At 62.6% G+C, this 18,670-nt stretch carries 20 protein-coding genes; 17 read left to right on the forward strand and 3 right to left on the reverse strand.

Annotated features, from left to right (window positions below; genetic code table 11):
- Nucleotides 1-3 precede the first annotated feature (3 nt).
- From AB4074_RS10090 to AB4074_RS10100, 3 genes are all read left to right on the forward strand, one after another.
- Nucleotides 4-936 carry a type II secretion system F family protein gene (locus AB4074_RS10090; RefSeq protein WP_441413263.1) on the forward strand — a complete coding sequence of 311 codons (933 nt, stop codon included), beginning with the start codon at nucleotides 4-6 and terminating at the stop codon, nucleotides 934-936.
- 8 nt (nucleotides 937-944) lie between these two features.
- Entirely contained in the window at nucleotides 945-1,829 is an 885-nt protein-coding gene (locus AB4074_RS10095; protein WP_441413264.1) for a type II secretion system F family protein, read from the forward strand.
- A 125-nt stretch (nucleotides 1,830-1,954) separates the two neighbouring features.
- Entirely contained in the window at nucleotides 1,955-2,410 is a 456-nt protein-coding gene (locus tag AB4074_RS10100) for an Hpt domain-containing protein (RefSeq protein ID WP_441413265.1), read from the forward strand.
- Between the two features lie 11 nt (nucleotides 2,411-2,421).
- On the opposite strand, the gene AB4074_RS10105 is transcribed toward AB4074_RS10100, so the two are convergent.
- Complete coding sequence (locus AB4074_RS10105) at nucleotides 2,422-3,252, reverse strand: response regulator transcription factor (protein WP_441413266.1); 831 nt, start codon at nucleotides 3,250-3,252, stop codon at nucleotides 2,422-2,424.
- 755 nt (nucleotides 3,253-4,007) lie between these two features.
- On the opposite strand from AB4074_RS10105, the gene AB4074_RS10110 reads away from it, so the two are divergent.
- From AB4074_RS10110 to AB4074_RS10155, 10 genes are all read left to right on the forward strand, one after another.
- Nucleotides 4,008-5,207, forward strand: a complete 1,200-nt coding sequence (locus AB4074_RS10110; RefSeq protein ID WP_441413267.1) for a sensor histidine kinase — start codon at nucleotides 4,008-4,010, stop codon at nucleotides 5,205-5,207.
- A 224-nt stretch (nucleotides 5,208-5,431) separates the two neighbouring features.
- Nucleotides 5,432-5,824 carry a hypothetical protein gene (locus tag AB4074_RS10115; RefSeq protein ID WP_441413268.1) on the forward strand — a complete coding sequence of 131 codons (393 nt, stop codon included), beginning with the start codon at nucleotides 5,432-5,434 and terminating at the stop codon, nucleotides 5,822-5,824.
- A 484-nt stretch (nucleotides 5,825-6,308) separates the two neighbouring features.
- Nucleotides 6,309-7,304 carry a 1,2-phenylacetyl-CoA epoxidase subunit PaaA gene (gene paaA, locus AB4074_RS10120; protein WP_437771262.1) on the forward strand — a complete coding sequence of 332 codons (996 nt, stop codon included), beginning with the start codon at nucleotides 6,309-6,311 and terminating at the stop codon, nucleotides 7,302-7,304.
- Nucleotides 7,301-7,618: a 1,2-phenylacetyl-CoA epoxidase subunit PaaB gene (gene paaB / locus AB4074_RS10125; RefSeq protein ID WP_441413269.1), complete on the forward strand. Its 318-nt coding sequence runs from the start codon at nucleotides 7,301-7,303 to the stop codon at nucleotides 7,616-7,618. Before paaA ends, paaB begins: the two co-directional genes overlap by 4 nt.
- Nucleotides 7,615-8,565 carry a 1,2-phenylacetyl-CoA epoxidase subunit PaaC gene (gene paaC / locus AB4074_RS10130; RefSeq protein ID WP_441413270.1) on the forward strand — a complete coding sequence of 317 codons (951 nt, stop codon included), beginning with the start codon at nucleotides 7,615-7,617 and terminating at the stop codon, nucleotides 8,563-8,565. Before paaB ends, paaC begins: the two co-directional genes overlap by 4 nt.
- 11 nt (nucleotides 8,566-8,576) lie before the next feature.
- Nucleotides 8,577-9,116, forward strand: coding sequence for a 1,2-phenylacetyl-CoA epoxidase subunit PaaD (gene paaD / locus AB4074_RS10135; protein WP_441413271.1), 540 nt, complete (start codon nucleotides 8,577-8,579; stop codon nucleotides 9,114-9,116).
- Nucleotides 9,117-9,126: 10 nt separating this feature from the next.
- On the forward strand, nucleotides 9,127-10,362 hold the full coding sequence (gene paaE, locus AB4074_RS10140) for a 1,2-phenylacetyl-CoA epoxidase subunit PaaE (protein ID WP_441413272.1): 1,236 nt from the start codon (nucleotides 9,127-9,129) through the stop codon (nucleotides 10,360-10,362).
- An 11-nt stretch (nucleotides 10,363-10,373) separates the two neighbouring features.
- Complete coding sequence (locus tag AB4074_RS10145) at nucleotides 10,374-11,153, forward strand: enoyl-CoA hydratase/isomerase family protein (RefSeq protein WP_441413273.1); 780 nt, start codon at nucleotides 10,374-10,376, stop codon at nucleotides 11,151-11,153.
- Nucleotides 11,154-11,246: 93 nt separating this feature from the next.
- Nucleotides 11,247-11,570, forward strand: coding sequence for a PadR family transcriptional regulator (locus AB4074_RS10150; protein ID WP_441413274.1), 324 nt, complete (start codon nucleotides 11,247-11,249; stop codon nucleotides 11,568-11,570).
- The gene (locus AB4074_RS10155; protein ID WP_441413275.1) at nucleotides 11,519-12,349 is read left to right on the forward strand and encodes a permease prefix domain 1-containing protein; all 831 of its coding nucleotides are present in this window, start codon (nucleotides 11,519-11,521) and stop codon (nucleotides 12,347-12,349) included. The genes AB4074_RS10150 and AB4074_RS10155 overlap by 52 nt, the downstream gene beginning before the upstream one ends.
- Before the next feature lie 224 nt (nucleotides 12,350-12,573).
- Here the strand turns inward: AB4074_RS10155 and AB4074_RS10160 are convergent, their stop codons facing one another.
- Nucleotides 12,574-14,019: an HNH endonuclease gene (locus AB4074_RS10160; RefSeq protein WP_441413276.1), complete on the reverse strand. Its 1,446-nt coding sequence runs from the start codon at nucleotides 14,017-14,019 to the stop codon at nucleotides 12,574-12,576.
- Nucleotides 14,020-14,235: 216 nt separating this feature from the next.
- On the opposite strand from AB4074_RS10160, the gene AB4074_RS10165 reads away from it, so the two are divergent.
- Nucleotides 14,236-14,877, forward strand: a complete 642-nt coding sequence (locus AB4074_RS10165; RefSeq protein WP_441413277.1) for a cation diffusion facilitator family transporter — start codon at nucleotides 14,236-14,238, stop codon at nucleotides 14,875-14,877.
- Between the two features lie 107 nt (nucleotides 14,878-14,984).
- On the opposite strand, the gene AB4074_RS10170 is transcribed toward AB4074_RS10165, so the two are convergent.
- The gene (locus AB4074_RS10170) at nucleotides 14,985-15,947 is read right to left on the reverse strand and encodes a LysR substrate-binding domain-containing protein (protein ID WP_441413278.1); all 963 of its coding nucleotides are present in this window, start codon (nucleotides 15,945-15,947) and stop codon (nucleotides 14,985-14,987) included.
- A gap of 87 nt (nucleotides 15,948-16,034) precedes the next feature.
- Between AB4074_RS10170 and AB4074_RS10175 the strand changes: the two genes are divergently transcribed.
- The 3 genes from AB4074_RS10175 to AB4074_RS10185 all read left to right on the forward strand — a co-directional run bounded on the left by AB4074_RS10175 (nucleotide 16,035) and on the right by AB4074_RS10185 (nucleotide 18,525).
- Nucleotides 16,035-17,186 (forward strand): pyridoxal-phosphate dependent enzyme, encoded by a 1,152-nt coding sequence (locus tag AB4074_RS10175; RefSeq protein ID WP_441413279.1) that lies wholly within the window; start codon nucleotides 16,035-16,037, stop codon nucleotides 17,184-17,186.
- Nucleotides 17,187-17,252: 66 nt separating this feature from the next.
- The gene (locus AB4074_RS10180) at nucleotides 17,253-18,119 is read left to right on the forward strand and encodes an ABC transporter substrate-binding protein (RefSeq protein WP_441413280.1); all 867 of its coding nucleotides are present in this window, start codon (nucleotides 17,253-17,255) and stop codon (nucleotides 18,117-18,119) included.
- 1 nt (nucleotide 18,120) lies between these two features.
- The gene (locus AB4074_RS10185; RefSeq protein WP_441413281.1) at nucleotides 18,121-18,525 is read left to right on the forward strand and encodes an ABC transporter permease subunit; all 405 of its coding nucleotides are present in this window, start codon (nucleotides 18,121-18,123) and stop codon (nucleotides 18,523-18,525) included.
- Nucleotides 18,526-18,670: the final 145 nt, after the last annotated feature.

Below are 18,670 nucleotides of genomic sequence, written 5' to 3' on the forward strand. Positions count from 1 at the left end.
AACATGATCCTTTTGACCGGAACGGCCTTGATGCTGTCAGCCATCCTGCTCTTCGGGGTCGCCGTGATCTTGCCGAAAACTCCCGAAGTTCCATTCGATCGAAGGCGGCCCTACCACGTAGGCGCGGGCTCGCAGCTGACGCGTATTGCAGGTTCTGCCGCCGACGTCGTCCATGGGGTCCTGACCAGGCGCAACGTCCGGCTCTTCAACCGCGAACAACTGGAGAATGCCGGGCTGCGAATGAGCCAGGCGGATTTCTTCATCCTCGTGATTGCCGGTGCATTCGTGGGCGCCTTGATCGGGCTGGTCATCGGCGGCCCGTTGGTGGCTTTTCTGTTCTTTATCCCGGCGCCCTTCGTGGCACGGCTCTTTTTGAATTCTCTGGCCGGTAAAAGGCGCGCGAAGTTCGATGGCCAGCTTGGGGACACCCTCCAACTACTGTCTGGTGGCTTGCGGGCCGGGCACAGCATACTTCGTGCCATCGACGCTGCGGCCAATGAATCGGCCAGCCCCACGTCCGAGGAAATGCGCCGGGTCATTACCGAGACGAGTCTTGGCCGCGATCTTGAGGAATCGCTTACCGATACGGCGGAGCGAATGCAGAGCGAGGACTTTGTGTGGATAGCGCAGGCCATCCAAATCAACCGTGAGGTGGGCGGAAACCTTGCGGAGGTCTTGGACCAGGTCAACGAGACCATACGCGAACGCAGCGAGATCAAGGGACACATCAAGTCCTTGGCCGCAGAGGGAAAATTCTCGGGATACATACTGATGGCGCTTCCCTTTGGCATCGTGGCCATGCTCTTGGTCGTCAACCCCGGCTACATGAACGTGATGTTCACCCATCCGCTCGGTTGGGGAATGATTGGGTTGTCGTTCATTCTCATGACCATCGGCGGTCTGTGGATGCGCAAGATCATCGACCTGAAGTTTTGAGGTGACGCGTGAATCCCTCTCTCCTTTTCGCCCTGCTGCTGGTTCCCCTGCCTATCGCCTACCTCGTTTGGTCATTCCTGTCGGTTGACCGGCAAGCCCAACGTGCCGTCCGGGTGCTCTTGACTCGGGGTCAAGACATTGCCGAGACCGGTCCACAAAATCGTGGTGGTGCACTCGAGCTCATTGGGTACCGCCTGACTCCCGTCAGCTACGTCCAGAAGCTGGATCGGTTGCTCTCGTTGGCTGGCCGTCCCCCGTCGCTCCCTTTGGGGCGCGTCCTCGCAGCCAAACCCCTGCTCGGATTGTTCGGCGCACTTTTTGGGTTTTTGATCAGTGCTAACAGCTCGAGCGGATTACTTAAGCTCGTGGGGATATTTGTTGTACTGCTTGGATATTTTATCCCGGACCTAATGCTTTACAGCAAAGGACAAGAGCGTCAAAAGGCCTTGCAATTGGAACTCGCAAATACCATGGACCAAATGCTGATATCGGTCGAGGCGGGGCTCGGGTTTGAAGGAGCCATGGCCCGAGCAGGCGAAAATGGGAAGGGGCCCCTGGCCGAGGAGTTGGTGCGGACTTTGCAAGACATGCAGGTTGGACGGAGCCGTCGCGAGTCCTATCTGGCGTTGGCCGAACGTACCAACGTTCCGGAGCTTCGAAGCTTCGTGCAGGCCGTGATTCAGGCAGACACTTACGGCATTGCCATCAGTCGGGTCCTCAGGGTCCAGGCGAAGGTGATGCGGGTCAAGCGCCGCCAACGTGCCGAAGAGAAGGCGATGAAGCTTCCGGTGATGGTTCTCTTCCCGCTTCTCTTCTTTATCTTTCCCGTGCTGTTCATCGCCATCCTGGGGCCGGCTGTCATCAACGCCATAGCCACCTTCAGCGGAGGCTAAGCGCAATATCGCATTCTCTGAATTGGGCGCAGACGATGAAACCGGGTAAGTCAAGAAAGGCCTAAGATTTCCTTAAGATAGCCATAAGTTCGGTTTTTCCGGAATTCAGAAAGTAGCATTGGGCTATGTTCAGTTCAGGTTCCAGCGACGTCAACGAGGATTCAGATCCGAGCCATCCGGGCTCGGTCGACGACTCCAATGGGCTGCCCGTCGTCCCGCTTGCCGAACATCCCATACTGGACCTCGCGGAGTTCCAACTCTTGGAAGATCAAGTGGACAATCCGCTGGTCGCACGCACGTTTGCCGGTGACTTCGCAAAACTCTGGGCCAAGCGATACGAAATCCTCGCGACCGCCGTCGAGCGCGGCGACGTGGCCGCGGCCCTGAACGCGGTCCTAAGCCTCAGGACCTCTTCCATCATGGTTGGCGGTGTTCGCCTTGCGATACTTGCAGCGCAACTGGAGGAACGCATTCGAAAACGTGAATTGTGTGAGGCCCGGCCCCTGCTCAAGGAACTTGCTGAATGCGGGCACCTGACTGTCCAGGAACTAAAGGACAGCTACGTCCTCCGGAATGATTGACGCCGGCTCGCTTAGTCCGATCTTTTCGGCGTCAGCCGATACCCGACTCCCCGGACGGTCTGTAGAAAGCGTGGCGATTGTGGATCCTCGCGGAGCTTTCGGCGTAGGTTCCCGATGTGGGTCTCAACGGCGCGTTCGTCGGCGTCGCTGATGTACGCATCGTCGTCGTAGTAGTCACCGCGGGCAGCCCGCACGAGATCGGCGCGCGTCCGCACCTCGCCTTTGGCCCGAAGCAGGTCAAAGAGGAGATCGAATTCGCTTCTCGTCAACGTCAGTGCCGAACCTTGAAGCGTCACCGTGCGTGATTTGTAGTTCAGGGCCAGGCCATTGTGCTTGATCACCGCTTGGTCGGCTTCGGCTGAGCGGGCGGCGGCGTAAGCACCCCCGTCAAAACGGGCTGAACCGCCGTCGGGACCGGCTAAACGGTCCGAACCCCCGCGACCCTCCTCCGGCAACGCAAGCCTGCCTTCCGCGCGTGGCCGCCGCATCATGGCAGTGACCCGGGCCCTCAACTCGCGCGGTAGAAACGGCTTCTTGACGTAGTCGTCCGCGCCGGTGAGGAAAGCCGTCAACGTGTCGGGCTCGTCGCGCCTGGCCGTCAGCATCACGACATATGCGTCGCTGAATTGCCGAATTCGCCGCAGGACCTCATGGCCGTCCATATCCGGAAGCCCGACGTCGAGCGTCACCACGGAGGCGTGGTGATCCCTTACAACTTCGACGCCTTCGCGTCCGGTGGCGGCAGAATGCACCACAAATCCAGCTTCTTTGAGGATGGCGTCAACCAGATTTCGCACATCTTCGTCATCCTCAATGACTACAGCTACCCCAGGCTCGCTCATTGGACATCCTTGTGGGCGCACATCGCCGCACAGCCCAGCGCAATGCGGTAAATGCCACCCAAATACTCACGATACAAGCATTAAAGCCATCTGGCATCTAATATGTGGATTAAGCGCTGCTCCGAACTTCCAGTTGGATCGTTCGGACCATCGTATTGTGGTTCCTTGGGGGGGAATAGTGGACTCCGGGCGGTTCCTTCGGGAATCGCGTGGAGCAGTAAATGCTCGCGAATCTCCAAGGAAGGGTCTCGACTTTGAGTGAGCAGCCATTTTTCCGCGCGGCCGCCCGTTTCTTCAGAAAACTCACGCCTCGCGCCCGGCTGGCTGTCTGTGAATTGCCACTAACGCTCATCATCGCGGGCTTGGCAATCGCGGCACCTACTGTTTGGCCAGGGTTAACCCAAAATTGGTTGTTCGTTACCGGAGTCCTTCTCCACGGCGTCCTGTTCCTGGGATGCCTGCTGGTCCCTTGGGAGAGATTGGCGCCGAGCGCAAGCCTTGCGATCCCCATTTTGGATTTTGTTGCCCTCTGGTTCACGCGAAACGGCGCTTTCAGCGCGATACCTGGCCTCATCACATTGGCTATCTTTCCCGTGATCTGGTTGTCTGCCTCGGGCATGCTTTCCAAGACAAGCCTGATCCTCAGCTTTGTTGGTCCTTTCTTCATTGCGTTTCCGCCGGTGGTTTCGCACTTGCCACGTCCCACCCCATCGGACATTTCTTCGGTGCTGCTTTTGCCCCTCATGATGTTCGCAATGGCAGTTTCCATTCGCTTGGCTGGCTCCAATGCTCGGCTCCAACAACGGCGGGTAAAACAGCGGGATCAGGTCCTGCGGCAATTGTTGGCCGCCAGCCGGGAGCGGGAGACGCTGCTCAAGACAATCCTGGACACGATCGACGTCGGGATTGTCGCCGTCGATTCGAAGGGCGAAACCCTCCTTATCAACAACCAGCAAAAGGCATTCCTACAGATGGCAATGCCGGCGGAAGGCTCGCCAGGGCCCGCGGAACAGGACCGGCTGGTTTTCGGCCAGGACCGGCGGACGCCGCTTCCCCCGGAAAAGGGCCCTACTCGGAGGGCAGTTCAAGGGGAAACATTTTCCGACTATCTCCTCTGGTTCGGTGCCGGTACCGGCCAACGGGCCATCTCTACCGCGGCGCGGGGTATGAAAAGCGAGCTCGACGACGGATTTGCTGGTGCGGTGATCGTTTTCAAGGACGTGACGGATGTTGTCGATGCACTCGCGGCCAAGGACGAATTGGTTGCCAACGTTTCGCACGAATTCGGTTCGCCCCTGACATCGATCTTGGGCAACATCGATCTTGTGCTACGCGGAGCCGAAGAGCTCCAGCCGGATACAAGGCGTGGCTTGGAAGTCGCGGAGCGCAATGCCGAGCGGCTTCGCGCCCTCGTTGAAGACCTCCTTATGTCCGCCGTCGCCGTGGAGAGCGTGCATCCACGGCGCACCGATTTGGCAGGCCTGGTGGAGAACAGTTTGGTTTCTGCACAGGCGCAGGCCGACGCCGCCCATGTAGGCCTTGTCGCCGACGTACCAGCACCACTATGGGCAAACGCCGACCCCTTGAGACTGGGACAGGCCCTGGACAATCTGGTATCCAATGCCATCAAGTATTCCCCCGGTGGCGGACTAGTGACGATAAGGGCGGAGCGGAACGACGGCTGGGTCCAGCTTGAAGTGCAGGACACCGGAATGGGCATGACCACGGACGAGTCAACCAGGATTTTCACCCGGTTCTTCCGGACGAATGCTGCCCGTCAGGCCCGGATTCCAGGCGTGGGCCTCGGCTTGTCTATCACCAAGTCCATCGTGGAACGACATGGAGGCAGCATCTCCTGCAGTAGCGAGCCCGGCAGTGGAAGTACCTTCACTGTGGCGCTGCCAGCTGGTCCGCCCCAGGATCCTTCACGGACAGACGCGCCGGCACTGCATTAAGCCAGTTCCCGGACCGGGTAACTGGCCGCCGTGCAAGTATTCGGGCGAGCAAAGTAGAGTACCCACTACTCGTGACCGGCCCTGGAGCCAACGGATTGAATGGAACGCAGTTGGTCTCAATGCAGTTCCTGGTCTCTGGGGGTTATCCGTATGTGTGTTTCCTGCAATCCTGTTGTGTCCTATCCGCGTCCGATAGCGACGGGGGCAGTCCGTTGAGCGCGGGGATGGAATCCGCTTCCATGTTCGCCGGGTCACTGCCCGGGCTCATTCTGATGGACTTGGGCCAGACAATGGTGGTGGTATGCGTGTGTTTCGACATGGTCCGCGCCGTGTCCGTGCCGCGGTCGCATAGGCGTTATGTCGCCAACACCGTCTTCAAGACCCTGGCGGTGCCGTCGATTCTTGTCATGGGCGTCAGTGTGCTCGCCAAGGCAATCCAATGGAATTGGGCGGACGTGGCCATGGGCGTTTTCGTGATTGTGATGATCATCTTCCGCTGGCACCAAGACAAGGACGAGGACAACTGGTGGAAGGGCAAAGGCAAGAAGCTTGCCCGCTGGGCGCGGAAGCAACTGACACCGCGACCCACCTTCGTCCCGGTGTCGGCGTCGGCCTGAGTGCCACGCCCCGCCCGACGCTCGCTCACAAACAAGCCCTTCCGGCCCGACGCTCGCTCACATGATCTGAGCGAGCGTTTCGGCGTTTGGCCATATATCTGACCGAGCGTCGGGGGAGAGTGCCTTATATCTGAGCGAGCGTTCCGGTCGATGTGCCGGGCACAGTCTCTTAGCGCCCGACGGCGGCAGTCCCGTTTCGCCGTCGTCTCGCCTTTGTGCCGTTCCCCCCTCAGACGCGCGCTCACAAACAAGCCCTTCCGGTCCGACGCTCGCTCACCTTTGGGGCGTTTTCGGCGAACGCTCGCTCACATGATCTGAGCGGGCGTTTCGGCGTTTGGCCATATATGTGAGCGCGCGTCGGGGGAGAGCGCCTTATATCTGAGCGAGCGTTGTGTAGACCCAGGCTCACCAACCTGAACGCTTGACGCATCTCGCGCCTTCCGCATATTCTGAACGAACGGTCGGTAAATATTTAGGAGCAACCATGGCATCGCAGAATCTGCAGTCTGTGCCCGCTGAGCTGTCCCCCGAAGAGCTTGAGCGGGAACAGGCCGGTCAGGCGTACTTTGACCGCATCATCTCCGAGGACTCGCGCATCGAACCCCGCGACTGGATGCCGGAGGCTTACCGCAAGACCCTGCTCCGCCAGATCTCGCAGCACGCGCATTCGGAGATCATCGGCATGCAGCCGGAAGCCAACTGGATCAGCAGGGCTCCGAGCCTCAAGCGCAAGGCCATCCTCATGGCGAAGGTCCAGGACGAGGCAGGCCACGGCCTGTACCTCTACTCGGCCGCAGAAACCCTCGGCCAAAGCAGGGACAAGATGACCAGCGACTTGATCGCCGGCAAGGCCCGCTACTCGTCCATTTTCAACTACCCCGCGATTTCCTGGGCGGACATGGGCGCGATCGGCTGGCTGGTCGACGGTGCCGCGATCTGCAACCAGGTCCCCCTGTGCCGCGCCTCTTACGGCCCCTACGGACGCGCAATGGTGCGCATCTGCAAGGAAGAGTCGTTCCACCAGCGCCAGGGTTTTGAGATCCTCCTTGAATTGTCCAACGGCACGCCCGCCCAGAAGCAGATGGCCCAAGACGCCGTCAACCGCTGGTACGCGCCGGCGCTGATGATGTTCGGCCCGCCCGACGACGATTCACCCAACTCCAAGCAGTCCATGGCCTGGAACATCAAGCGGTTCAGCAACGATGAGCTCCGCAGCCGCTTCGTCGGCATGATGGTGGAGCAGGTCAAGGTCCTGGGCCTCACGCTCCCGGACAAGGACGTCCGTTTCAACGAAGAAACCAAGAAATGGGAGCACGGCCCCCTGGACTGGAACGAGTTCAAGAACGTTCTCGCCGGAAAGGGTCCCTGCAACGCGCAGCGGCTTGAACGCCGCCGCGAAGCGCACGACGACGGCGCCTGGGTCCGCGAAGCGGCCGCCGAGTACGCCCGCAAGCAAGCAGAGAAGGAACACGCAGCATGATCCCCAACGACCAGACAGCCAACGAACCCCACGAAACGCCCTGGAGCCTCTGGGAAGTCTTCGTCCGCTCCAGCCGCGGCCTGTCCCACGTCCACGCAGGATCCTTGCATGCTCCCGACGCGGCGATGGCGCTGCGCAACGCCCGTGACCTGTACACGCGTCGCAACGAAGGCGTGTCCATCTGGGTGGTTCCGGCCGATGCTATTTCCTCGAGCGACCCGGATTCCAAGGGTTCCTTCTTCGAATCCCCGCAGGGCAAGGACTACCGCCACGCGACGTATTACACCAAGAGCGAAGGCGTGAAGCACCTGTGACCGCCCCCGCAAACGAACACGAAAACGAAATCAAAGACTTCGCCATCGAGGGCCACGGCGATATCTCCGTCGGCGTCAAGGGTGCAGGTGCCTCCGGAGACGGTTCGGCAAGCGCCACGCGCATCACCCCCGGTAACGCCCTGCGCCCCGAGGACATCGCCCTCGAGATCCGCAAGGGACAAGTCAAGCCCACAAATGACGTCGCGGAATACGCCCTGCGCATCGGCGACGACGGCTTGATCCTCGCCCAGCGCCTGGGTCACTGGATCTCCCGCGCCCCGGAGCTCGAAGAAGACGTCGCGCTCGGCAACATCGCCCTCGACCAGCTCGGCCACGCCCGTTCCTTCCTCACCTACGCCGGCGCGGCGTGGGACAAGTCCGAGGACGATCTGGCGTACTTCCGCCGGGAGCACGAGTTCCGCTCCGCCCACCTGTTCGAGCAGCCCAACGGGGACTTCGCCGTCACCATCGCCCGGCAGTTCATTGTGAGCTACTACCAGTTTGAGCTCTACAAGCGGCTGACCGGATCCGCGGATGCCACCATCGCAGCCATCGCCGCGAAGGCACTCAAAGAGGTCGACTACCACCGCGACCACAGCGCCCAATGGGTCCTCCGGCTTGCCGGCGGCACGGAAGAGTCCCGCCGTCGTATTGTCCAGGCCTTCAAGCTCGTCTGGCCGTACGTGGAAGAACTCTTCGAAGACGACGAGCTCACGGCCCGCCTCGCTGAAAGCGGAGCAGGCGTGCAGCCCTCCAGCCTCCGCGCGGACTTCGACCAGCTCACGGGCGAGATCCTGCGCGAAGCAGGCCTCGATGAGGAACTGAACCTCGAACGTATCCCGCAATCCTTGGGCGGCGGACGTCAGGGTAAGCATTCCGAACACTTGGGTTACCTGCTCGCCGAGATGCAGGTGCTTGCCCGCGAACATCCCGGCGCAAGCTGGTGACAGCGGTGGACATGTTCCTTCAAGAAACACCAACCCAGACCAAGCAGACCGCCGAGCAGAAGGCCTGGGGGATTGCTGCCACGGTCTGCGATCCGGAGATTCCCGTCCTCAGCATCGAGGATCTGGGGATCCTCCGGAACGTCCAATTGTTCGACGACGGCGGGCTCGTCCCCGCGGTCCAGGTCACCATTACGCCGACCTACTCGGGCTGCCCCGCGATGGACGCGATCCGCGACGACCTCAAGAGCGCGTTCCACAAAGAGGGATACCCGAGCGTCTACGTCGAACTCGTCCTGGCCCCGGCCTGGACCACCGACTGGATGACCGAGCACGGCAAGGCCAAGCTGCAGGAATACGGCATCGCACCTCCAAGTGGCAGGGCAGCAGCCGGCGGCCACTCCGGCCCGGTGCGGCTCAACCTCGCCGTGAAATGCCCCCAGTGTTCTTCGCTGAACACCAAGGAACTCACCCGCTTTGGTTCCACATCCTGCAAGGCGCTCTTCGTCTGCCAGGACTGCAAGGAACCGTTCGACTACTTCAAAGTCCTGTAAGGAATCCGACATGCCCGTTGTCCGCCAGACCGCAGCCGAACAAGCGCAGGCCACCGGCCGCCGTCGTGCGTCTTTTCATTCCCTCAGCGTTTCGGAAGTCCGCCGCCTGACTGAAGACGCCATCGAGGTCACGTTCGATGTTCCGGCGGAACTCGCCGGCCAGTATGACTACCTTCCCGGCCAGTACGTGGCCCTGCGGACCACGCTTCCCGATGAGAGCGGTGAGCCGCACGAGGTCCGCCGCAGCTACTCCATCTGCGCAGAGCCGCGCAGCTTTGCGGACGGCAGCAGCGAGATCCGCGTCGCCATCAAGAAGGACCTGGGCGGCATCTTCTCCACGTGGGCGAATGCGGAACTCAAGGCCGGCGACACGCTGGACGTCATGAGCCCCATGGGCGCGTTCATTTCGAAGCATGGCAAGGACGGCAAGACTGTCCAGCAGAATGTCATGAACTCCATGAATAATCCGCAGAACATGGCGGGCGAGTTCGGCGACGCCGGATCGTTCGTGGCCATCGCCGCCGGCTCGGGCATCACCCCGGTGATCGCGATCGCCCGCACGCTGCTGGCCGCGAACCCGGAGACCCGTTTCGACCTGATCTACGCCAACAAGGCCGCGATGGACGTCATGTTCCTCGAGGAATTGGCGGACCTGAAGGACAAGTACCCCTCGCGCTTGGCGCTGCACCACGTGTTGTCGCGCGAGCAGCGCATTGCGCCGCTCATGACGGGACGTATCGACGCCGAGAAGCTGCAACAGCTGCTGGGCACGGCCATCCATGCGCAGGATGTGGACGAATGGTTCCTGTGCGGTCCGTTCGAGCTGGTCCAGTTGTGCCGGGATACCCTCGCCGCCCGTGGCGTGGCGCCTGAGCACGTCCGCTTTGAGCTCTTCACCACCGGCCGCCCGGACCGCCCCGAGGGCAACGCCGGCCGCCCCGTTGTGGATGACGAGTCGAAGGACACGTTCAAGATCACCTTCAGGCTGGATGGTTTGACCGGCGATGTCGCCAGCCCCACCCACGCGCGGGAATCCATCCTCAACGCGGCGTTGCGGGTCCGCCCGGACGTTCCGTTCGCGTGCGCCGGTGGCGTGTGCGGCACGTGCCGCGCCAAACTGGTCTCTGGGACGGTCGGCATGGACGAGAACTACGCCTTGGAGCAGGATGAGTTGGACAAAGGCTACGTCCTGACGTGCCAGTCCCACCCCACAAGTGAATCCGTCACGGTCGATTTCGACGTCTAAGGAATAAACGAATGATCGAGCTCTCCATCGCCAACGGCATCGCCGAAATTGTCCTCAATGCCCCGGAAAAGCTGAACTCTCTTGACGAGGCAGCGCTTGCGGAACTGGATAGAGCGTACGACGACGCCGCTGCCGCAGCCTCCCGCGGAATGGTGCGGGCGCTGCTCCTCCGCGGAGAGGGCCGCGCCTTTTGCGCGGGACGCGACATTGCCGGTGTGACGCCGGAGAGCGACGATGCGAAGGCGTACTTGAACGGGCTCGTGGAGCCGCTGCTCAAGAAGATGGCAGCCTTCCCCGCCCCGACCTTCGCGGCAGCGCATGGCGCGTGCCTCGGCGTCGGGCTCGGCCTGCTGCTCGCCACGGACGTGGTGTACGTGGCGGAGAACGCGAAGTTCGGCTCGCCGTTCGCCAAGCTGGGCGCCACTTTGGACTCGGGCGGGCACTGGTACTTCACCGAACGCCTGGGCATGCACCGGACCTTGGACCTCATCTACACCGCGGACCTGATCAGCGGCGCCGAGGCTGTGGCGCAGGGAATGTTCAGCAGGGTCATGCCTGATGATGCCTTGCTGGAGGCCACGCGGATCATCGTTGAGCGGGTCGCGGCGGGCGCCACCGGCGCGTTCACGGCAAGCAAGGAACTCGTGGCCCATATCCGCGATCAGCGCCTGGGTTTGTGGGCCGCCATGTCTGAAGAGAACGACGAGCAGGCGCGGCTCTGCAAGACCGAGGACTACGCCGAGGGTTTCCGGGCGTTCCAGGAGAAGCGGGCGCCGGTCTTCAGGGGGTAGTGCGTCCCGGGGGTACTCGCCCAAATTCCAGCCGCGGATAACCTGGTCGGTTGATCTTGTCAGGGCAACGTCCCATACCTAGACTCTCTAGGTATGGGACGAAGTTCAGTGAACGGACAGCTTGACCTTTTGCTGCTTGGCTCGCTCGGTGCGGGCGAGGCACACGGCTATGCGCTCATCGCGCGCATTCACGAGCGCAGCGGAGCGCGGCTCGAGCTTCAGGAGGGCTCTGTCTACCCCGCGTTGCACAAGCTCGAGGCGGCGGGGTGCGTCTCGAGTCGTTGGGCGGACGACGCCGGCGGCCGCCGAAGAGTCTACGCGATCACCGGCGCCGGGCACGCCGAGCTTGCCCGCATGGTGGAGGAATGGAAAGGCTTCTCGGCGGCGGTGCAGGGCGTTCTTGGGGCGGCGTTGTGAACGCGGGGAGCGGCGCCGGGGCCGAAGAGGGGCCCATCGATGCATACCTCGACGAGCTCTTCGTGGCCGCCCGTGACGGCGATCCCGCTGCCGCGCGCAGGCTCCTCGCTGAGACCGAGGCGCATCTGCGCGAATGCGCCGCCCGGCTTCGCGGGCAGGGCCTGGACCCGGAGGACGCCGAGCGCGAGGCCGTCCGTCGCTTCGGACCGGTCGGCACCGTGACGCCGGTCCTGCGCCCGTCACTTCGCGACGTCGCCCGGCTGCCGTTGCGAGCGTTCGTGCGACCGTTGGTTGGCCTTGCGGCTGTTGGCGCGATCGCCGTCGGCGTGAGCGGCGCCATATCGGAGCTGTTCGGCCGGATCTGGGGCGCGGGCTTCGTGGCCGGCGATCTCCCTGGCGTCGCCTACACGGCCGCCAGGTGCGCGGTCCTTCAGGCACCTTATGCTGGCCTCGACTGTGCCCAGGCTGCCGCCGAGCACCACTGGGGCGAGGTGGTCGAATATCGCGTGGTTTTTGGTGTGCTGGGCGTTGTCCTACTGCTCGTATGGCGGCTCCTGCCCCGTGAAGCCCAGCTTCCGGCGGGTCTCGCGCCGTCGCTCGCAGCCGCGGCTTTCCTGCTCGCCGCCGCGGCGACCGGAGTCCAGGCACTCAACGCCGCCGTCCAAGGCTGGCAGGGCACGGGGGCGTGGCTGAGCGCCGTCGTCGTCGCCTTGCCGCTCGCCGTCGTGTTCGCCGTAGCCGCCCTGCGCAGCATGCGGATGAAGCCCGCGGGTTCATAGTCCGGATGGCGGCGGTGGATACCATCGGGCCGAGGGTACGGACGGAGTGCACTACCTTTCTGTACGGATTCCCCGAGACACTCTTCCCGGCTGGCAGGCGGGTGGGGTAACGCAGCAAACTTCGGCCGGTTAACGCGGACCCCGGAAGCCAGGGGCGCCGGTCAGCAGGCCAATCTCCGCGCCTATCTGGTAGCCCCCACCCTTTGAGGACGCAGCCGGGTGATTCAAGCGGCCTGGAGTTCCGTGAGATGGGCGTATTTCAGCGCCTTGGCTTGATGGCGTAGTCGCCGCCGGTGGTGTCTGGAATGTGGCGGCGCGGTATCGGAAGGCTCGGTGCCGTGTATCCGGGCTCCGGGCAGCGGCGGGGCTGTGGATCGGTAGGTGTGGCCGGTAGGGGTGCGGATGTGGAGGACATGCCGTGTCCCCGGGCTTGTTGTTGCTCTCCCGGTTGTTGCTGTCCAGCCGGGGAGTTCTTTGGTGTGGTTGCAGGCTTCGCAGAGCCCTGCCCCGTTGGCCAGGCTGGTGGGTCCGCCGTCGTGCCAGGGGATGATGTGGTCGAAGTGCCGGATGGGCGCGTCGCAGTAGGGTGTCCGGCAGGTGTCGTCGCGGGCCTGGATGAAGCGCCGCAAACCGGCCGGGAAGAGCCGTGCCCTCGAATCGGCGGCGACGAGGTCCCCGGTCCCGGGGGCGGTGTAGAGCCGCCGGAGCCAGAGCTTGAGTTCTTGACCGCCCTCAGGCTCGCCGGTCGAGAGCATCGTCCTTGCCCAGCCGGCGGGGACGATGCCGTAGCCGGGGAGCCGGGCGGGTTCGGCATCGCGCTGGAAGAGGGTGCGGTCGGTCATGACGAGCTGGACCTCGACGCCGCTGATGCCTGCGGGGGTGCCGGTGGTGCGTTCGACGAGGGTGTCGGCCATGATCTGGCCCCGGGACCGGGTCTCCCCTGAAGAGCGGAGGGTGTCGGCGTGGCGGGTCAGGGCCGTGTGCACGGCGACGCCTTGGGCGACGGGGAGCAGGGCGGTCAGGTAGGTCATGGTGTCCGGTGCCGGGCGCAGGCTGACGTGCCGTTCGGTGGCGGCGTGGCTGGCGCGCTGGGTGACGGAGCGGGGGTCCCGCCGGTAGGCGGCGGTCCGGGCCGCGGCGATGATCGCCTTGTCTCCGGCGCCGTCGAAGACTCCGGTGTCGGCGGCGAGTTCCTCGTCCACGGCGCAGCGGTCTTCGGCGGACAGGCAGGCTGTTTCCTTCACCAGCAGCGTCGCGCGCCACTCGCTCAGCTGCCCGGTCTCGAGGGCGGCGAGGGTGTGCGGCATTTCGGTCACGAGGGCTTTGGCGAGGCCGTGGAGCCGGGATCCGCGGGAAGGCGATTCCCGCCGCGCAAGGGCGATTTGTGCTCCGACGCCGCGTCCCCGTTCCTCGGCCGGTACACCGGCCGCCGCGTCGGCGCTGCGCTGGGCGGCATCGAACGCGACGGCGATCCTCGCCTGCGCGGCCGCGGCCGCGGACTTCAGATCCTCAAGGGCACGCAACTGGTTTATCAGCAAAGCACAATCGGGCAGTCTGCCGTCGGCCAGTACCCCGCCGTCGGCTAGCCGGGAAGTGCCGGACGCTGGCCGAATCGAGTTCACGGCAGCGATCAGATCCTGCACTGCCGGGGTTCTCTGAATGCCGTCCATAACCAAAGCATTTCAGAGGGGTACGACAATAACGGGTCGAAGAACAACCTTCCGCCGAAAAGCAAGAAAATTGGTAGAACTCTTCGGGACAGCTGATGTACGCGTTGTGCATCGAACCCCCTCAGAGGGGGATCCGGGGGCGATACTGCGCACCTCGATGGGCCACAGCCTGGCACTCCGAGCGTGCCGGCAGTCCCTCATCGATACCCTGAAGGGGTGACTCGTACTCGTCGGCTGAGCGTCGTCCTGATTCTGAACCTGGCACTGGTGGCCGGGTTGCTTGTTGTGGGAATCTCGGCGAACTCGCTCGGCGTGCTCGCGGAAGGCGCTGACTACCTGGCCGATGCTGCCGCCATCGGGGTGTCCTTGTTGGCTGTCCGGGTGTCCAAGCTGGCGCCGACCCCTCAGCGTCCGCAGGGATATCCGATGGCCACGACGTGGGCCGCAGGGGTCAACGCCGGCTGGCTGCTCGTCTTGAGCGTCGCGATTCTGGTGGGCGCGGCTGGGCGCCTCCTCACCGGTACGAGTGAGGTTCACGGACTGCCGGTGCTCATCGTCAGTGGGATTGCCGCTGTCGTGATGTTCGTGGGTGCCCTCATCCTCGGCGGCGACGGCGACAACAAAGCCGGCGGCGATCTGAACATGCGTGCCGTCCTACTTGATACCGCCGGCGATGCCGCGGCTGCGGCCGGAGTCGCACTGGCCGGTGCCGTCATCTACGTGACGAAAGGCCTTTACTGGATTGATCCTGCGGTCGCGGCGATCATTGCCGTTGTGGTGGGATATCACGCGGTCCGCTTGCTCATCGAGATCTTCCAGACCCTGCGGGTGCATCGACGAAGCACCTCGCGGCCGTGAGCGTCCCGGGTACGGAGCGGGTGCTGCGCGTAGTTTTGGGGCCCGCATCATGCATGCGCGCAAGAGGCCGAGCGATAAATACCCACATGGCAGGCCCCGCGAAAGGGCTAAGAATCGAGGTTGGAAGGGTCAGCCGGTCCAGCCACCGATTCGATATTCCGCAGGACGACGGATGTGGCCCCTTTGAGGGCTATCATCAGCGCGTCATGGAAAGCCCGGATCAAGGGGTGACCGCCAGCGCCCGATCGGACAACAGTGTAAACGGTTCTTGCCATTCCGGGCCGAAGCAAATGCAGCGCCACTTCAGGAGTCGTGTTCGCCCACATGAGGTCTGGAAGGAAAGCCAAGGCAAGGCCTTGAGAGGCAAACCGCTGATGAACGAACATGTCGGGGGACTCGTATTGCACGCGAGGGTCAAAGCCGGCTTTTCGGCAGACGTCGACCGCCCATTCTCGGGCCGGGGTTCCAGTTGGTTCCATGATCCAGGGATCCCGCGCAAACTGCTCCAGATACAGGCCGGGTCTCGCTCGGGGGTCCGAGACCGAAATCCCGAGCCGCATCGCGTCTTCGAAGAGAAGGTGGTGTTCGGTGGCCTCGGACCGGACCAATGGTTGGCCCGGGAACGACTCGACAATGGCCAAGTCGAACTCCCGTGAGAGAACGCCCGGGATGGCTTCATCCGGTTCCGCCTGAGTCAGGAGAACCTCGATCCTTGGGTGGGTTCTCGTGATCCAGGCGATGGCCTCGGGCAGCAGGTTAAGCGCCGCTGTTTGAAACCCGGCCACGCGCAGCGTTCCGGAAATAACATCCATGGAGGCCGCGATGTCCGATCTCGCCTCTTCCAGCTGGTTGAGGATTGTCTCGGCATGGGCGACAAGTATTAGTGCCTGGGCTGTCAGCCTGACCCGCCGGCCGTCGGGTTCCAAAAGCGGGACTCCGACCTCCGATTCCAGCTGTGAAAGCTGTTGCGAAATGGCCGAGGTGCTGTAAGACAACGCGGCGGCTACCGCGGAAAGCGTGCCTCGACGGTGAAGCTCTCGAAGTATCTGCAGGCGTCGCAAGTCGTACAAAGGTAAGTCCTCCGTCCCGGTTTTCTTAATGATATCTCAAAGAATCTTTTGATATACGAAATGATTATCTCGTGTGACCCTAATTACATGGAAATGACAACCTCGGTCCCGATGAAATCCACGGTCACCGAACCCGCGTATATCGCTCCTGAAGCGCGGACCTGGCGGTGTGCCCCCATCCAGGGCGGCGCGCCTGATTTCCACCTGACCATCCCCGGCTTCTTTGCAACGCCGCTTGTTCCTGCGGAGCGTCTGGCGGAGGAATTTGGCGTGGCTCGGGTCTTTGTCAAGGACGAGGCTGTCCGGATGGGGCTGGGCTCTTACGAGGTCCTCGGCGCATCGTGGGCCGTTTGCCGGCTCCTTTCGGTGACTTTGGGCGCGTCAACGATTCAGACCTTTGACGAGCTTCTTGAAGCCGCGGCTGAACTGGGCGAATTCACTCTCGTGACCGCTACCCAGGGACATCATGGCCTGGCCGTTGCCTGGATGGCTTCCGCACTGGGATTGGCGGCCAAAGTATTCGTACCCTCCTACGCCGCAGCGTCAACCATAAGGGATATTGCCGCCGAAGGTGCCCACGTCGCCACCGTGTTCGGGTCCTACGAGGATGCCTTGACCGAAGCCGTCAATTACGTCCATGGGAAACGGCGGAGCCTGCTTGTGCAGGACACCTCCTGGGCAGGGTACGGGGATGTTCCACGTTGGATCGCAGAAGGCTATCAGACGATCTTTTTCGAGTTGGACCGGCAGCTGAGCTCCGAAGAAACGCCGCCCGCAGGCCTGGTCGCTGTTCCCATAGGAGTCGGATCCTTGGCCCAGGCGGCGGTCCAACACTATCGCGGCCAGGCCGCCAACCCGCAGCCTTCGCTTCTGAGTGTGGAAGCCGAAAAAGCGGCGGCCGTCCTGGCAAGCCTGCGCGAACGGCGGTTGCAGTCACTCCCTCCAGCCAACACGCGCTTGTCAGAACTGAATGCGCACACCCCCTCACCCTTGGCCTGGCCGTTCTTGAGGAACGGACTTGACGCCGCCGTGGCTGTTTCGGACGCTGCCGCCCTGGCTGCGATGACCCACAACGCCGACGGCGAACCCAGCTTGGGCGCCGGAGGCGCCGCCTGCCTTGCCGGGCTTCGACTGATGCTGGCCGGGCATGGCAGCGCAGAACGGAGACATCGCCTCGGCCTCGATGCACACTCCACTGTTGTTCTGGTCAACACCGAAGCCCCTGATTCGCTCCACTGAAAGCTACAACCCCAACCATCCAAACGAAAGGACTTCGCTATGCGAACTCCCAAAAGACTCGCGCTCATGCCCATACTCCTAATGCTAGGAGTCACGGGTTGTTCATCGCCGACTACTGCCGACGCTGCGCAGACCCCTGGATCGACGCCGGTGGTCAAGGTCAATGACAAAGCAGCTGCACTCGTTCCTGCTGCCGTGAAATCGAAGGGCACGCTGGTGTTCGCGATGGATGCCTCCTACGCTCCGTTCGAGTTCTTCGACACCGACAACACCACGATCACAGGATTCGACGCGAATTTTTCCGACGCTGTTGCCGCCGCGATGGGGTTGAAAAGCCAGAAGGTCAACACGAACTTCGCCGCAATTCTCCCGGGCTTGCAGGCCGGCAAATACGACATCGGCAACTCCAACTTCACCATCACCCCGGAGCGCGAGCAGACCGTCGACTTCGTGCCGTTCATGAAGTCCGGGTCCGGACTCGGAGTCAAAAAAGGAAACCCAGAACACCTGAGCATGGATTTCGCTTCGCTCTGCGGTCATCACGTTGCAGCCCAAACCGGAACCGTGCAGGCCCTGACCGACCTGCCGGAGCTGACGGCCAAATGCGTCAGTGCCGGGAAACCGGCGATCGACGTCCAGCTCTTCGCCACACAGAATGATGCAAATCTTGCTTTGAGCAGCGGCAGGGTAGACGCGCTTATGGCCGATAGCGTCGGGGTCGCATATCAGGGAGAGCAGTCTAACGGCGCATTTGAGCTGGTCTCGGGTCCGTTGTACAAGCCGTCCAAGCTGGGTATTGCACTGCCCAAAGGATCGCCTCTGATTCCCGCCGTAACGGAAGCCGTCAACGGCCTCATCAAGGATGGCACTTACGCGACGATCGCCAAAACCTGGAAACTGCCCGTCGAAACCCTGATGACACCGGGGTCCTGATATGACGACGCCCCAAATCACAGTTCAGCACGTCGACGCTGTCGACGAACTTCCGGTCATACCCCGACGTCACCTCGGCAGATGGGCCGCTGCGGTCGTAATAATTGCCGTGGCCGCTGTTTTCCTGCAGTCGGTCATCACCAACCCCCGGTTCGGGTGGCCCACCGTCGGACAGTATCTTGGCCAAATCTCCATTCTGAACGGCTTGCTCAATACACTGCTGCTGACGGTCAGTTGCATGGCCATCGGTATCGTCCTCGGAATCATCCTGGCCATCATGAGGCAATCGACAAATCCCATCCTTCGCGGGGCCGCCTTCGCCTACACGTCCTTCTTCCGGGGGACGCCCGTGCTGGTACAGATCCTCTTCTGGTTCAACCTGGCTGCGTTGTACCCGTTGATCTGACTCGAAAATGGATGGTGAGTGGTTTCAGGTTGCTGCGGCGGTCTGATGGATGGGGTCGAATCGGACGGTGAGGCCGAGTGCGTTGGCTTGTTTGGTGATGCGGCGCATGACGTTGGCGGGCTCGCGTCGGGTGAAGTGGTCAGGT

It is taken from the genome of Arthrobacter sp. 2MCAF14 (assembly GCF_052115645.1).
GTDB lineage: Bacteria > Actinomycetota > Actinomycetes > Actinomycetales > Micrococcaceae > Arthrobacter.

Excerpts from the sequence above, each read along its gene's own strand:
- paaB (WP_441413269.1), top strand. The coding sequence starts at position 7,301 with ATGATCCCCAACGACCAGACAGCCAACGAACCCCACGAAACGCCCTGG.
- AB4074_RS10090 (WP_441413263.1), top strand. The coding sequence starts at position 4 with ATGATCCTTTTGACCGGAACGGCCTTGATGCTGTCAGCCATCCTGCTC.
- AB4074_RS10100 (WP_441413265.1), top strand. The coding sequence starts at position 1,955 with ATGTTCAGTTCAGGTTCCAGCGACGTCAACGAGGATTCAGATCCGAGC.
- paaD (WP_441413271.1), top strand. The coding sequence starts at position 8,577 with ATGTTCCTTCAAGAAACACCAACCCAGACCAAGCAGACCGCCGAGCAG.
- AB4074_RS10185 (WP_441413281.1), top strand. The coding sequence starts at position 18,121 with ATGACGACGCCCCAAATCACAGTTCAGCACGTCGACGCTGTCGACGAA.
- AB4074_RS10175 (WP_441413279.1), top strand. The coding sequence starts at position 16,035 with ATGGAAATGACAACCTCGGTCCCGATGAAATCCACGGTCACCGAACCC.
- AB4074_RS10155 (WP_441413275.1), top strand. The coding sequence starts at position 11,519 with ATGGAAAGGCTTCTCGGCGGCGGTGCAGGGCGTTCTTGGGGCGGCGTT.
- paaE (WP_441413272.1), top strand. The coding sequence starts at position 9,127 with ATGCCCGTTGTCCGCCAGACCGCAGCCGAACAAGCGCAGGCCACCGGC.
- AB4074_RS10160 (WP_441413276.1), bottom strand. The coding sequence starts at position 14,019 with ATGGACGGCATTCAGAGAACCCCGGCAGTGCAGGATCTGATCGCTGCC.
- AB4074_RS10105 (WP_441413266.1), bottom strand. The coding sequence starts at position 3,252 with ATGAGCGAGCCTGGGGTAGCTGTAGTCATTGAGGATGACGAAGATGTG.
- AB4074_RS10150 (WP_441413274.1), top strand. The coding sequence starts at position 11,247 with ATGGGACGAAGTTCAGTGAACGGACAGCTTGACCTTTTGCTGCTTGGC.
- AB4074_RS10180 (WP_441413280.1), top strand. The coding sequence starts at position 17,253 with ATGCCCATACTCCTAATGCTAGGAGTCACGGGTTGTTCATCGCCGACT.
- AB4074_RS10115 (WP_441413268.1), top strand. The coding sequence starts at position 5,432 with ATGGAATCCGCTTCCATGTTCGCCGGGTCACTGCCCGGGCTCATTCTG.
- AB4074_RS10110 (WP_441413267.1), top strand. The coding sequence starts at position 4,008 with ATGGCAGTTTCCATTCGCTTGGCTGGCTCCAATGCTCGGCTCCAACAA.
- AB4074_RS10145 (WP_441413273.1), top strand. The coding sequence starts at position 10,374 with ATGATCGAGCTCTCCATCGCCAACGGCATCGCCGAAATTGTCCTCAAT.
- paaA (WP_437771262.1), top strand. The coding sequence starts at position 6,309 with ATGGCATCGCAGAATCTGCAGTCTGTGCCCGCTGAGCTGTCCCCCGAA.